Source organism: Marinomonas sp. ATLA20, from assembly GCF_057180105.1.
In genome coordinates, this window is the sequence record NZ_JBXUKU010000004.1 from 354,363 (window position 1) to 367,788 (window position 13,426).

Here is a 13,426-nt window from a genome sequence, read left to right on the forward strand (position 1 = left end):
GCGCGCTGATAGTCGTTGAGAAGAGTGATCTAAGTCTTCTTTTTGATTCCCAGTGCATTAAGTGTAAGGTTCGTTTGCCTATTGGCAAACAAAGAACTCTTGCAATTTATCAAGCTGTTCTTGCGTATTATCAATACGGTTAAACAGGCTGCGAAATTGTGTTTTATCCGCTAACGTTTGCAGGTACCAACCAACGTGCTTACGAGCAATACGCACGCCTAAATAATCACCATAAAACTGGTGTAAGGCGTTCACGTGGTTAATAACAAGCTGTCTCACCTCAGATAAAGATGGAGGTGCTAACAATTCATTTGTTTCTAAATAGTGGTTTATTTCGCGAAAAATCCACGGTCTTCCTTGGGCGGCTCGGCCAATCATAATGCCATCCGCCTTGGTGTAATCTTTCACGAACTTTGCTGACTGCGCGTCTTTTATATCCCCATTAGCAAAAATAGGGATAGTTAAGTGATGCTTAATCTCTGCAATCGTGTCGTATTCTACTTGTCCTTGGAATTTGCATTCCCGTGTTCGTCCATGAATCGCTAGTGCTTGAATGCCAATATCTTCTGCCATTTTTGCAATCGCAAGACCATTTTTCTGATCAAGACTCCATCCAGTACGGATTTTTAGAGTGACCGGAACAGAAACACTATTTACAACAGTCTCCAGTATTTCTCGAACAAGTGCTTCATCTTTAAGTAATGCTGAGCCTGCTGCTTTATTGCATACTTTTTTAGCAGGGCATCCCATGTTTATATCAATGATCTGAGCGCCTAGCTCAACATTTTGTTGAGCGGCTTCAGCCATCATTTGAGGGTCACCACCAGCAATTTGAACGGATCTCGGCGAGACTTCCGCATCATGAATTAAACGATGGCGGCTTTTTGTCGAGTTCCACAGGCGAACATCAGAAGTGACCATTTCTGATACGACTAAGCCTGCACCTTGATCATGGCAAAGGCGGCGAAAAGGCAAATCTGTTACACCAGCCATAGGAGCTAGGATAACGGGTTTGTCAACGCAATATGGGCCAATAGCAAATGCCATGATGTTCCTGAATACTGGATTGAATGTTAAAGATCGTCGACAGCGTCGAGCGGGCGTGAATAATACCTATGCAATCGTTGTTTTTGAAGTCTTGACAGGCTAAAAACTGACTATTTTTTGTTCTTTTTTTAACCTTTGCACTAAAACAGTGAAAAACTAGTAAGAGCGAGTGTCTGTAGGAAAGGCTCTCAACTGATGAGTGACCGCTCGAGCGCCTGGGTCTTGTATTGGAATGACCAAATGAATCGGTGTGTTTGGTGGCATATAGGTAATATCAAGAAAGTCTTTATGCAGATAATCACTTGGAGAGAAGAGTCGCGCAGCGACTGGTAAGCCATTTAAGTCGAAAAATTCTAGGGCGATTTTTGGCATGGGCTGAGAAAAATCGCTGGTATTGGTGATAATGGCATTTACCAAAAGTGTATTTGGTATAGATGGGTGGCTTTGTATGCGCACATGTTGAATAGTGATGGCGCTGATATCCTCGAATCTCGGTAGGGCACAGCCTGAGTAAGAACATATAGTTTTGTATATGGCTCTAAAATTAGAGGAGCGGCTACCTTCTTCAAAAAAATGCGTTGCCACTTGTGCCGTTAGCAAAGCGATGCCTAATAAAGAGGCAAAGAACCATAGCCAAGGATGATTGTTTTTCTTTTGCGACTTAGGTTCGCTTTCGCCCATCAATGGCGCCAAACTCTGTTGAGCAGACAGTTGTTCAAGAATAGTGTGCTGACTCTTAATGTCTGATGGACGAGTTTGTTCAGCGGCTGTTTGTGCCAAAGAGTGTAGGGCAACCATGTAGTCCGGTTCTGGGCTGGGCTCCTCTTCAGCGGAAGTCTGACGCGCTGGTGCCGCTTTTGGTATAGGTTTGCTTGTTGTAACGGATGGTTGTGGTGTTGCTTTAAGCGCGGCTTCCACTTCAGCAAGTTCAACTTCCCAAGGGGCAGGTTCATCTTGCCTTTTTGTTTCTGCTTTTTTGGCTTGGGCTTTCGCCTGTTCTTGCTTGCGAGCAGATTCTTGGTAGGCCGTGCTTATTTCTATCGATTGAGTTTCTACTGCTTCCGAATCTTCAGGGCTTTTTGGGGCAGCTTTTGACCTCGCTGTATTTTGACCTGGTGGTTGTAGGTCGTCGTCATCAAATAAAGTATGTAGCCAATCGGGATTTACAACGTCTTCCGCTGGGGCAAGCCTATTGTCGATAAGGTTATCTGTCGCTTTATGGGCGGTATTGTTTTGAGTTGTGGTGAGCTTACTTGTGGAATCTGTTTGCGTTTTAGTTTTGACTGCTTCGACGATAGGATCGATGCTTTCTTGTTTTGGTTTTTCTGCAGGGGTTGCAGATTTTGCTTTGTTTTTAACGGCATCACTGGCATTAAATATGTGGAAGCATTGGCCACATCTGACTTTTCCCTTGGCCATGCTTAATACTTCATCACTGACTCTAAATGCGGTTGAACATTTTGGGCAGCGGGTGATTAGGCTATTGGCCATAAGGTGTCATCTTCCTGTCTAAAAACTGTGCGAGACCTTTGGTTGGTGATGTCGTGCAAAGGTCTCTTTATATAACGTTAAGTATTATGCGTGCTTCGTGCCGACAATACGAACCCATTCTTCTTTTTCGGTTATGGAGTCAATTGTAAACCATTCTTGATACGCCTCAACCACTTCTTGGGCTTGGTTGGCGAGAATGCCTGATAGAGCCAGTTGGCCACCACTTTTCACCAGAGCAGAAATAGTAGGAGCGAGGTGAGCAAGTGGTCCAGCAAGAATATTTGCCACTACGATGTCGGCTTGTAAGTCAGATTCGTATGGCGGCAGTTTTACTTCTAATCGGCTTGGGTCTATTTGATTGCGCTCGGCATTGGCTTCGGTTGCCTGAACAGCTTGTGGGTCAATATCGATACCCACCATGTTATTTGCACCAAGTAGCAAGCCTGCTATGCCAAGAATGCCTGAACCACAGCCATAGTCGATAATAGTTTTGTCTTTGCAATCAATGCTGTCTAGCCATTGTAGGCATAAAGCAGTGGTAGGGTGAGTACCTGTACCAAATGCCAAGCCTGGATCTAGCATCAGCGTAACCGCATTTTGATCGGGAACTTCGCGCCAGCTTGGGCAAACCCAAAGACGTTCGCCAAATTGGATTGGATGGTAGTTGTCCATCCATTCTCTTTCCCAGTCTTTATCTTCAACAATCTCTATTTTCATGTCGATGTCGGTTTCACCAAGGGATTCGGCTTTATGTTCAATCACCGGGCGAATGTGTTCAATATCAGCGTCAGCTTCAAACAAGCCTGTCACCTTGGTATTTTTCCACAATGGCGTGGTGTTTAGATCTGGTTCGTATACAGGATCGTCATGAACGTCTTCAAAAGTGACAACCATGGCGCCACAGTCAAGAAGAGTGTCTTCAAAAGCTGGGACGTGATCGGGCGTGGTATGGATACGAATTTGAAGCCAAGGCATAAAGTGGAGTCCAACAAATAAAACAAACAGGAATAGAATAGCGAAGCTTGGAGCGAGAGGCGAGAGGAAAATGATTGCCCCTAGTGATTTATGACATCACTAGGGGCAAAACTGCAGTCTTTATAGACCCAGTTTTTTCTCCAAATAATGGATGTTAACGCCACCAGCAATGAAATTTGAATCATTTACTAGGTCTTTTTGAAGCTCTATATTGGTTTTAATACCATCGATGAATGTTTCATCTAGAGCGCCAGAAAGGCGTTTTAGTGCAGCTGTACGATCAGGGGCATGACAAATGATTTTAGCAATCATTGAATCATACGTTGGTGGTACTGTGTAGCCGCTGTACAAATGAGAATCGACACGAACACCCATACCGCCTGGAGCATGGAAGTATTCCACTTTACCTGGGCAAGGCATGAAGGTTTTAGAGTCTTCTGCGTTGATACGAGACTCAACTGCGTGGCCGTTAAGCTTGATGTCTTCTTGTTTAAAAGATAAAGGCAAGCCGCTAGCAATACGAAGTTGTTCTTTAACGATGTCTACGCCCGTTACCATTTCAGTAACTGGATGTTCTACTTGAACGCGCGTGTTCATTTCGATGAAGTAAAAATTGCCGTCTTCGTATAGGAATTCGAACGTACCTGCACCGCGGTAGTTGATCTTGATACAAGCATCAACACACGCTTTTAAACATGCTTGGCGAGATTCTTCGTTTAGCATCGGTGCTGGCGCTTCTTCCAATACTTTTTGATGGCGACGTTGCAAAGAGCAATCGCGATCATAAAGGTGGACAGCGTTGCCTTGACCGTCAGCCAATACTTGTACTTCGACGTGACGAGGGTTTTGTAGGAATTTTTCCATGTAAACCGTGCTGTCACCGAAGTAAGAACCTGCTTCAGATTGCGTGATGCTGATGGATTTTAGTAGGCTGCCTTCGTTATGAACAACGCGCATACCACGACCACCACCGCCAGCCGCTGCTTTTACGATAACCGGAAAACCGATCTCATTAGCAACACGGATGCACTCTTCAGGATCAGAAGGTACTGGACCGTTTGAGCCTGGAACGGTTGGTACACCGGCTTCTTTCATCGCTTTGATTGCTGAAACTTTGTCACCCATTAGGCGGATGGTTTCAGCTTTAGGGCCGATGAAGGCAAAACCAGAGCGCTCAACTTGCTCTGCGAAATCCGCATTTTCTGCAAGGAAACCGTAGCCTGGGTGAATAGCTGAGGTATCTGTTAATTCCGCAGCGCTGATGATAGCTGGGATATTCAAATAACTTTGAGCTGATGGATTTGGTCCTATGCAGATAGACTCGTCTGCAAGGCGCACATGTAATAAGTCACGGTCAATCTTAGAGTGAACCGCAACGGTTTTGATACCGAGCTCTTTACACGCACGTAAAATACGTAGCGCGATTTCGCCTCGGTTAGCAATCAATACCTTATCGAGCATGATGAAACCTTTGCGTTGGATTAAATGATAGTAATAAGAGGCTGGTCGAATTCAACTGGCTCGCCGTCTTCAACAAGGATCGCGCCAATTGTACCAGACTTATCTGCTTCAATTTGGTTCATCATTTTCATTGCTTCAACGATACAGATAGTATCGCCAACGTTAACTTTTTGGCCTACTTCGATGAAAGGCTTAGCACCTGGCGCAGAAGACTTGTAATAAGTGCCGACCATTGGAGAGTTTACAGTGTGACCTGCGATAGCAGCAGGTGCTTCAGGAGCTGCAGTAGGAGCGGTAGCTGGGGCAGCAGCAGGTGCTGACATCATTGGAGCGGCCATCATAGGTGCTTGAACTGGAGCACCACCACGACTAATACGAACAGCCTCTTCGCCTTCTTTGATTTCAATCTCGTAGACGTTAGATTCTTCTAAAAGTTCGATTAGCTTTTTGATTTTACGAATGTCCATAATTACTCTCTTCTGTCTGTGTTGGTGTTTCAGTGCTTTATGTCGTCACTGACTATATAGGGACTTTTTAACGGTCTCTTTTATAAATTTGTTTACTGCTTGCCTTATCCAACAAACAGAGCTTTTATAAAAATAAGAATTGTAAAAGCTTGTAACTGGAAATTATCGATAAAAAGCGTGATATTGTCCAGTTATGCGGCAAAAAAACATAAAAATGTTTGTCTTGGTTGTTTTTTGATCCGATGTAAACTTGCTGTGTTTTTGTCTAATTTACAGACTAATAGCAAGGTTTAAACGATCTACTAGTGATGACTTTGACGGTTCTCCCATTAAGGTCAATTCCGTGCGTTCTGCGCCTTTTTTATCTAAGAATATCAGCGATGGTGGTCCAAATAAGTTGAACTTCTGCATCAATGCTTGGTTCTTTGCTGAATTTTCAGTGACATCAACCCGAATTAACTGAACCTTGTTGAGTAGCGGTAATACGTCTGGCGAAGCAAACATATCTTCTAAAATCTTACAGCTGATGCACCAATCTGCATAAAGGTCCAAAACAATCGGTCGAGAATCTTCATTGGCAATAATTGCATCAAGCTCATTTAAATTCGTAATAGTGGCATCAAATAGCACTGGTTCTTCTACTATTGCTGAGGATGATGATAATTTTTTCAAGGGTTGTAGCGGATTGCTGCTATTTATTGTGCCACCGATAAATTCAATGCTGCCAATAAGAAAAAAGATCAATACCAAGAGCCAACGAACTGGGTGCGAAGCAACTCGGTAGGCCCGATGAATGAAATAGGCGCTTATTGCCAGAGCTAGAATACTCCATAGATACAAATGAGTACTTATTGGCAACCAGCGAGTAACCAGCCATATCGCCATCGCGAGCAAACCAAAGCCCATTAATACCTTGATGTCGTGAAGCCATTCACCATTTTTGGGTAAGATTTTAGGGCCAAACAATCCCACCAGTAAAAGAGGAACCCCCATCCCAATTGCCATTACAAATAACATCATTGCGCCATACCATGCATTGCCCTGACTGCTTATATAAAGCAAGGCGCCAGCAAGCGGTGCAGAGACGCAAGGTGACACAATCAGCGTTGATAAAACCCCCGCGATAAAAATACTAATCGTAGATTTCCACGCCGAATTTGTTTGATTATTTGGTAACTGAAGGCGTTGCTGCCATGAACTGGGTAGTCTTATTTCATAAACACCAAACATAGCGAAAGCCAGTAACACAAAGATTGCCGCGCTGCCAATTAACAATAAAGGGTTTTGTAACTGAGCCTGTAGATTGAGCTGAGTGCCAAAAATACCAACGAGTCCGCCAATAGCGGCGTAGGTTAATGCCATAGCCAGTACGTAAACCGTGCTGTAATAAAACGCACCTAATCTTGAGTTGCGAGTACCCACTACAATAGCACTCACAATAGGTACCATAGGTAACACACATGGAGTGAGCGACAAGAGTAACCCCAAGCCAAACACCGCTATAATGGTAGCCCACAGATTATTCGAATTAAGTTGCTGGCTAACTGACTGTGCTTCAGAAGGGGCAATGCTTGAATAAGTAATTTGAGCATTTTTTGTTTTGGATTGAGATTCTGCTAGCTGCTTTTCTACTGCTGGTGATAGTGATGGAACAGTAAATTGAATGGGCATTTTTTGCGGTGCGTAACACAAACCTTTATCGGCACAACCTTGATAAGAGAGAACGGCATTCACCTGCGTGCCTGGCGCCAGTTTGATGTCGTAATAAATCGGCACAGTGAATTGATCTCGATAAATGATTACTTCACCATAATAAGGGTCTTGTTTGGGGGTGCCGGCAGGAAATGGGGAGAAATGCAGTTTATCGGAGTGTTCACCAGACAAAGCGAACTGTTCTTGGTATAAATAGTAGCCGTCATTGATTTGCCATGTTGCCGTTAACTTACCTTCTTTAGGGGCCGAAACAGACAGCTGAAATGCTTGGTCGACGGGTAAAAAATCTGGTTCTGAAAGTCTTGATGTGGGACCGAAAGTGAAAGCGTAAGAAACGTTTTGCAGAGTCAATAAGAACAGTAGAACGAATAGGCGCATAAATATCTTCAATCAAGTTGTACGTGTAGTGTAAATCCATATTTCACCACGTTGAGTATAAGGTGTAGACTACCAATCCACCTTTAAGTTGCCAATTGCAAGGGGGCAAATTGAGTAAAAACCTAGTTTCTTTTCTAATTGTTGCGATTTTCCTGACAGGCTGTCAGGAAAATGTCAGAACAACAGAGAAAAGTCAGCCTGTTGAAGAAGTGGTAGAGTCAAAAGCAGCACCAGAAAACGCTGTTGCTGACAAAACGGTAGATGTTGAACAATCCACACCAACAAAGAAATCGTCACCGAAAGCAGTAAAAGCCCCAACAGCTTTTGAACGCTTGACTCAACGCTTAATTGAACAGGGTGAAACAGCACTGTCTGCTCAGCGACTTTTAACGCCAGTGGATGACAACGCCAACTTATACTTTCAAGCTGCTCTAGGTCGTGATCCTGGTAATTTTAAAGCCATACAAGGTATAACCGCCATTGTTGATGTCTACACTCAGTGGGCATGGCAAGCGGCAAAAGACCGCAATTATAAACAAGCAGAACGTTATTTGGATTCTGCTCGTTCTGTGAATCCTGAAGATCCTGCCATTGTAGAAATGTCCTCGCGAGTGAGTGACTTAAAAACCAGACGAGAACAGGCCGCGAGAGTGTCGAAAGCGAAATCAGAATTGAGGAATACAAAAGAACTTGTATCGGAAGAGCCAAAATCATTAAAAGAAGATCAGTTTTTATTGCCAGAAACACTTTTTAGTTTGAGCGAAGATGAGATAATCGCAAAGATTCAGCCTATTATAGAAGAAGTGGCGAAAACAGATCGGCCACTTGCCATTTACTGGCCAAATGACAAAGAAGCACGTTTGATTTATCAAATTATTAACAGCCGTGTTCCCGAATTTCGTGTACGTGCGATGACCTATCATCGTGCTGATTACATGGTCGAATTACAACAAGATTAAGGTAGGTCAACAATGTCGTGGTTAGCAAATAAGTTACAAGGTCTAAAGCCAAGCTTTAATTTCTCAAGTGTCGGAAAAGTCGCCGCAGTGGCTGTGCTCATTGCCGCTGTATTGTTGAGCTTTTTGGGCATGTATTGGAGTAATGAACCAGATCAGTTTGATGTGGTTGCCACCGCAAAAGAAAAAGCCACAGAGCGTGGTTACCTAAATAACAGTAAAAAGCTGGTGCCAGGTTACACAACAGCCAGCACACTGCACACCATTATGGAGACTTTACTGGATAAACCGGGTGGATTTATTAGTAACGACGTAATGCCGCCTGGCGTATTTATGGACAACATGCCGGCCTGGGAATTTGGTGTGCTTGTACAATCTCGTGATTTAGCCAGAGCCTTCCGCAAAGAATTTAGCCGCTCCCAGTCTCAGTCCACAGAAGACGTGAACTTGAAAATCGCCGAGCCACAATTTAACTTCGACAACAAAAGCTGGGCTTTACCGTCTAGTGAAAGTGAATATCGTCGAGGCAATAAAGAGTTAATGGAATACCTTGATCGTTTAGCGGGTCAATCAAACAACAAAGCACAATTTTACGCCCGTGCTGATAACCTTTCAGACTGGTTGTCAGATGTCAGCACTCGTCTTGGTAGCTTGTCTCAGCGTCTATCAGCAAGTGTCATTGAAGACAAACCACAGTTGGAATCAGACGAAAATACCCGTTACGTTCGTACACCTTGGTCAAAAGTCGATGATGTTTTCTACGAAGCACGTGGTACAAGCTGGGCACTAATTCACATGCTACGCGCTATAGAAGTGGATTTTATCTTCACCTTACAGGACAAAAACGCGCTGGTTAGCCTACGTCAAATCATCCGTGAACTAGAAGCAACGCAAGCGAGTATTTGGTCACCCTTTATCTTAAATGGCAGCGGTTTTGGTGTATTGGCCAACCACTCTTTGGTTATGGCGTCATACATTGCACGTGCTAACACCGCCATTATTGACCTACGCCGTTTGCTCGAACAGGGCTAGCGGATTCATGTCAACCAGTCACAGCAAGGGGATTCGTCTAGCCGAACTAGACGACGCCCCTGCAATATTAGACGTCTTTCAACACTGCGATCTTTTTGCCACCACCGGTCATCGACAAGATAACATTGGCTTAATCGACGTCATAGACTGGCTAGAAAGCGTCACTGACAAGCATCCAATGTTAGTCTTAGAAGAACAGGGCAACGTCATTGCTTGGTGCTCAGTCGAACCCTTCTATGGCTTGCCCGCCTTCGACTCCGCCTGTGAAATCAGTGTTTACGTCTCCCCAGATAGCCAAGGAAAAGGCATTGGCACACAACTATTTCAATACCTAGAAACCAACCGATCAACACTTGGCTTTACTCACCTTATCGCCTACATCTACGCCAGCAACCTCGACAGCCAAAGCTTCTTTACACGCCAAGGATTTGAGCAATGGGGATTGCTGCCGAATATTGCTCAGAATGAACAGATTAAAGAAGACGTGTTTTTGTTGGGAAGAGAGTTTTAGTTGTTTGTTTTCATCGAGCTCTTTCTTAAGTTCAGCTCCATAGTACTTCATGTTTTATTCCGCTCTGCTGAGCGGGTTACTTTTATCCAGATCCATAAAAGTAACCAAAAGGTCTCTTTATCGGGCTATCGCCCAAACGTCTCATTCACGTTGTTTAATTCTGGACTAGCAACATGACTTTTATCGTAAGGCATAGATTGGCTCTTCTATTCGAGAAAGTCTTTCTGTTCATGACCCTGAAACTCCATAAAGTCGCGCAACTTCGTCGCGTCGAACTGGTTTTTTTAGTGGTTCAAAGATAGAAAGTAGAGTGTACAAATGACCAAGTTCCTTCCCCTTTTGTCTTCCAAGGGGAAGGCGGAGGATGGGGTTAATCTCTTTCATTATTTCCACTAAGAATCCCTGTGTAGACACGTCATTTCCCACAAGGGGACAAGTGCCCGCGAAGGCGGGAATCAATCTCTATTGTCTATGGTGGGTCGCGCCTTTAGGCCGACGTAGAATTTAGCTTTCATTCCAAGTCTTTTAATCCGTATCTACCTCATCGCTCAAATAAACCACGACAAATTGATAAAAACTGTACAAATATACAGTATATTTTTTGGATTGCCAATTTCTGGCTTGTTTTGTCTGAAAAATAATCAAAAAAGTGCGTGTTTTTACTGGTGGCTGGTTAGAAAGTCTCCTAATATCAATGAATAAGGGTTCACAGAGCAAAAATAACGCGCTGTGGATAAAAAGAATAACGCGCACGCTCGTTTTTCCAGTTTTCACTTCTGTGAATAGCTTTATAAAACTTTTATTATTCAATCGTTTATAAGGTTTTTTGGACAGTTTTGAAATTGTCTAAACGAGCATGCGCACTATTAAAATGTTATGCTTATGGGGTATGATTTGAGCAATTTCATTAATGGAGAGTTATTACCTTTATTCGGAGGTGGGGCTGTAATTATTTTAGCTATGTCTGCATGGTTAGGTAAATTATGGTCAAAGAGAATAATTCAAAATGAAAAGTCTAATTTAGACAAAAAGCTAGAAAGTGAAAAAGCACTCTATGTTGCAAATTTAGAAGTTACAAAAGCAGAGCTTACTGAAAAAGCGAAACTGTTCGAGCATAGATTAAATACTATTAGTCAAAAGCGATTTGATGCGATCACTGAAAATTATGAATTACTAGCGGATGTTTGGTTGCAATGCCGGTGGGCAATTCAACCAGATGAATTAGGCAGAGATAAACCACCTGCAATTGAAAGAATGGATAAGGCAGCTTTGGCTCTTGATACGTACTTTCATGACTTTGAAAAGAAAAAGTTATACCTATCGGATACTTCGCAGAAATCAGTTTATAGTTTTCTAACCAGTGTATGGGAAAGCTTAACTAAACTTAGAGTTTTCGCCCAGTCAAACGATTCACATGAACAACGGTTACAAGAACTTTATGGTCCTTGGATCCATGAACATTTGCCTAAATTAAATGCTGCCCGTAGTGAAATTGAAGCCGAATATAAATATATAATTGGCGTAGATAAGCATAACAAGCAAATTAACAAGGACTAAAAACAGCGGGCTGTTCGCTCCGCTCAAGTTTAGCCCACAATTTTTAGCCTGTTATTTGGGCGTTATGTGCTCTAGGAGTAAATTCAGACAATTATGAATGGATTGGAAAAAATTAAATTCTTAGACGATATTGGCTCAGAGCTACAGTCTAGAATGACATTTTCGGATATAGATGCCTACTTCCGTGGGCATGGTGTTCCAACGCAGGATAACTACCCCCACAATAGTAAAAGATCGTACTCAAAGGATATGCTTGCTCAAGTCGATGAGGAATTGCTTTTCAAAATCGCAGGCGAGCTGGGGCTTGTTGACGTTCCAAATGGTACTGAGGTGGTGAGAGAGGTTGGTTTCTGGAAAGCAGGGCATTTCAGGTTGTTTTTGAGTCATTTAGCTTCCTTCAAAGTTCAGACTTCACACCTGCAAACTGCGCTTAGAAAATATGCTATATCCAGTTTTGTCGCTCATGAAGATATTGAGCCAACAAAAGAGTGGCAAAGCGAGATAGAAGCAGGCTTAAAAACTATGGATGCGCTGGCAGCGATTCTTATGCCCGGATTTCAAGAAAGCAAATGGTGCGATCAAGAAGTTGGAGTAGCTGTTGGCCGTGACGTTTTAATCATCCCAATCCGTAAAGGGCTAGACCCTTACGGATTTATTGGCAAGTATCAAGGAATCCAAGCTCAAGGAAAAACGATAGGTGACGTTGCCGAGGCGATATTTGAAACGCTGGTCAAGTCCCCAAAAACCAGAAATAAAATATTGATTTCACTTTCTGGCGCTCTTTCAAATGCAACCACAAGTGAGGAGGCTATAGAAAAAGTTGCTATTTTCAAGTCTCTAGAAGGGGTGCCTTCGGATATTTTGGAAAATCTTAAGCAACAAGTTTCCGATAATTCCCGACTTGTTGAGTCTAAAGAGTTCCTGGACATCCTTAATTCGATGCTTAGCAAGTTTAATGTTCAGAAGATAGTAATAGGCAAAGCAGAACAGGAGAAGGAGTGGGATGACATTCCATTTTAAGCCAGCACATAACAAACGCAGTCACAGCGATGGCTTTTCCGTTGCGGCTTCGCCTTCACTGCAAAGCCACGCGTGCTGCGGGCGTTAGGTTTTTGTAGTAGTTATGAGTAGAATCAAAAATACAATATTGATCGGAGACGACGAGATCACGATTAGCCATAGAGACTGTCGTGAGCCGTCAGAATACGAGCGTGAAAAATTCTATTTCAGTTTCAAGTCCGATCTTAATGATACGCTCACAGAAATCGTACTTAACGATAGCTTTTCAATATACATTCACTGGGAAGCGCATACTTCAACTTTACCGGTTTCGGTATTTTACGTATCAGAAACAGGTGTAATGTTTGTCGGGTGCGGGACATATTCGATACAAATTTCTGTGAAAGAGGAAAGGTTGATCGATTTGAAAAACGTTGCCCTATTCTGGGGGCTGAGTCGGTATAAAGAATATATAGTGGAATCCGGCGAGCTAGAATGCTTTTTATACAGTCTAGATGGTATATTGTTGGATCGTACTGCTGTAGATCCACCATATGAGAGTGAATACTCTGAGAGAGGTATAAAGTACGAGTCTATTGTCAGTGGCACAACTTGGCTTAAATTCCCGTCAAAAACCTAACAAGGTGCTCAAGCCGAACCTTCACCTACGCTCCTCACAGCGCATTGCTGCGCAATTGTACGCGCTGTGCTACGCTCACGGTTCGGCCGGCTTAGCACGGCGTTATGTGCTTTAAGGTATCTCATGCTCTCAATCACCAATGAAGATAAAGAGAATCAACTTAAATGTTATTGTCAGCATTGGTTAAGCTTGCTAGCCA

General features: G+C 43.1%; 12 protein-coding genes. 6 read left to right on the plus strand and 6 right to left on the minus strand.

The genetic code is table 11. The features are described 5' to 3' along the window. Positions 1 to 78 precede the first annotated feature (78 nt). The 6 genes from dusB to dsbD form a co-directional block, all read right to left on the minus strand. Positions 79 to 1,047, minus strand: coding sequence for a tRNA dihydrouridine synthase DusB (gene dusB / locus AC2A4J_RS09580; RefSeq protein ID WP_484175833.1), 969 nt, complete (start codon positions 1,045 to 1,047; stop codon positions 79 to 81). A 156-nt stretch (positions 1,048 to 1,203) separates the two neighbouring features. Further along, positions 1,204 to 2,538 carry a zinc-ribbon and DUF3426 domain-containing protein gene (locus AC2A4J_RS09585; protein ID WP_484175834.1) on the minus strand — a complete coding sequence of 445 codons (1,335 nt, stop codon included), beginning with the start codon at positions 2,536 to 2,538 and terminating at the stop codon, positions 1,204 to 1,206. Positions 2,539 to 2,622: 84 nt separating this feature from the next. Then, positions 2,623 to 3,513 (minus strand): 50S ribosomal protein L11 methyltransferase, encoded by an 891-nt coding sequence (gene prmA, locus AC2A4J_RS09590; RefSeq protein ID WP_484175835.1) that lies wholly within the window; start codon positions 3,511 to 3,513, stop codon positions 2,623 to 2,625. Positions 3,514 to 3,633: 120 nt separating this feature from the next. Continuing rightward, positions 3,634 to 4,974 carry an acetyl-CoA carboxylase biotin carboxylase subunit gene (gene accC, locus AC2A4J_RS09595; RefSeq protein ID WP_255828531.1) on the minus strand — a complete coding sequence of 447 codons (1,341 nt, stop codon included), beginning with the start codon at positions 4,972 to 4,974 and terminating at the stop codon, positions 3,634 to 3,636. Between the two features lie 20 nt (positions 4,975 to 4,994). Beyond that, positions 4,995 to 5,441 (minus strand): acetyl-CoA carboxylase biotin carboxyl carrier protein, encoded by a 447-nt coding sequence (gene accB / locus AC2A4J_RS09600; RefSeq protein WP_484175836.1) that lies wholly within the window; start codon positions 5,439 to 5,441, stop codon positions 4,995 to 4,997. A 270-nt stretch (positions 5,442 to 5,711) separates the two neighbouring features. Further along, positions 5,712 to 7,532, minus strand: coding sequence for a protein-disulfide reductase DsbD (gene dsbD, locus AC2A4J_RS09605; RefSeq protein ID WP_484175837.1), 1,821 nt, complete (start codon positions 7,530 to 7,532; stop codon positions 5,712 to 5,714). A gap of 110 nt (positions 7,533 to 7,642) precedes the next feature. On the opposite strand from dsbD, the gene AC2A4J_RS09610 reads away from it, so the two are divergent. The 6 genes from AC2A4J_RS09610 (at position 7,643) to AC2A4J_RS09635 (ending at position 13,227) form a co-directional block, all read left to right on the plus strand. Next, positions 7,643 to 8,491 (plus strand): hypothetical protein, encoded by an 849-nt coding sequence (locus tag AC2A4J_RS09610; protein WP_255828534.1) that lies wholly within the window; start codon positions 7,643 to 7,645, stop codon positions 8,489 to 8,491. Positions 8,492 to 8,503: 12 nt separating this feature from the next. After that, positions 8,504 to 9,520, plus strand: coding sequence for a DUF2333 family protein (locus tag AC2A4J_RS09615; RefSeq protein WP_484175838.1), 1,017 nt, complete (start codon positions 8,504 to 8,506; stop codon positions 9,518 to 9,520). Between the two features lie 7 nt (positions 9,521 to 9,527). Then, positions 9,528 to 10,031, plus strand: coding sequence for an N-acetyltransferase family protein (locus AC2A4J_RS09620; RefSeq protein WP_484175839.1), 504 nt, complete (start codon positions 9,528 to 9,530; stop codon positions 10,029 to 10,031). A gap of 894 nt (positions 10,032 to 10,925) precedes the next feature. Next, the gene (locus tag AC2A4J_RS09625; protein ID WP_484175840.1) at positions 10,926 to 11,588 is read left to right on the plus strand and encodes a hypothetical protein; all 663 of its coding nucleotides are present in this window, start codon (positions 10,926 to 10,928) and stop codon (positions 11,586 to 11,588) included. Positions 11,589 to 11,681: 93 nt separating this feature from the next. After that, a complete protein-coding gene (locus AC2A4J_RS09630) occupies positions 11,682 to 12,608 on the plus strand; it encodes a toll/interleukin-1 receptor domain-containing protein (protein WP_484175841.1) in 927 nt (308 codons plus the stop codon). A 127-nt stretch (positions 12,609 to 12,735) separates the two neighbouring features. After that, the gene (locus AC2A4J_RS09635; protein ID WP_484175842.1) at positions 12,736 to 13,227 is read left to right on the plus strand and encodes a hypothetical protein; all 492 of its coding nucleotides are present in this window, start codon (positions 12,736 to 12,738) and stop codon (positions 13,225 to 13,227) included. Positions 13,228 to 13,426 lie beyond the last annotated feature (199 nt).